The organism is Bartonella sp. OD88NMGDW, assembly GCF_042193775.1.
In the GTDB taxonomy this organism is placed as follows: Bacteria; Pseudomonadota; Alphaproteobacteria; order Rhizobiales; family Rhizobiaceae; genus Bartonella; species Bartonella grahamii.
In genome coordinates, this window is sequence record NZ_JBHIMA010000098.1 from 1 (window position 1) to 504 (window position 504).

1 protein-coding gene is annotated in these 504 nt (G+C 38.5%); it reads left to right on the plus strand.

Annotated features, from left to right (window positions below):
* Positions 1 to 72 precede the first annotated feature (72 nt).
* Complete coding sequence (locus tag ACFIJR_RS09325; RefSeq protein ID WP_375654099.1) at positions 73 to 423, plus strand: DUF1376 domain-containing protein; 351 nt, start codon at positions 73 to 75, stop codon at positions 421 to 423.
* Positions 424 to 504: the final 81 nt, after the last annotated feature.

Sequence of the window (504 nt, forward strand, 5' to 3'; positions counted from 1 at the left end):
ACAATCCGAAAGATGATAACGAAGCAGATGCTTTAGCAATTTTATATTTAGTTAAAGAAAGGGAATTGGGGTATGTCAACTAAGTTGCCATGGACGAGGCTTTTTGCAGACAAATGGCTTCTTACTCTTGGTTGTTTGTCGCCGACCGAGAAATGTATCTATGTCATGTTGCGACTTCTAATGCTCCATACTGGTGAACCTATTTTAAAGGACTTAACGGTATTAGCTTTTTGGGTTGGTTATCCAGTAGAAGAGTTTGAAGCAGCTTTGAATTCCTTGATTGAAGGTGGATTCATCATACGTTTAGACAATGGTGGGTTGTGGAATTCAGAAGTTGAAAAAGAACTCAATAACGTCACTGAAGAGCTAGATAATTTCACTTGCAATAATAATAAAGAAAGGGAGGTGAAGTATGTCAACTAAGTTGCCATGGACGAGGCTTTTTGCAGACAAGTGGGCAATAGTTGTTGATTATTTGCCTGCTGTAGAGGGCAATATCTATAT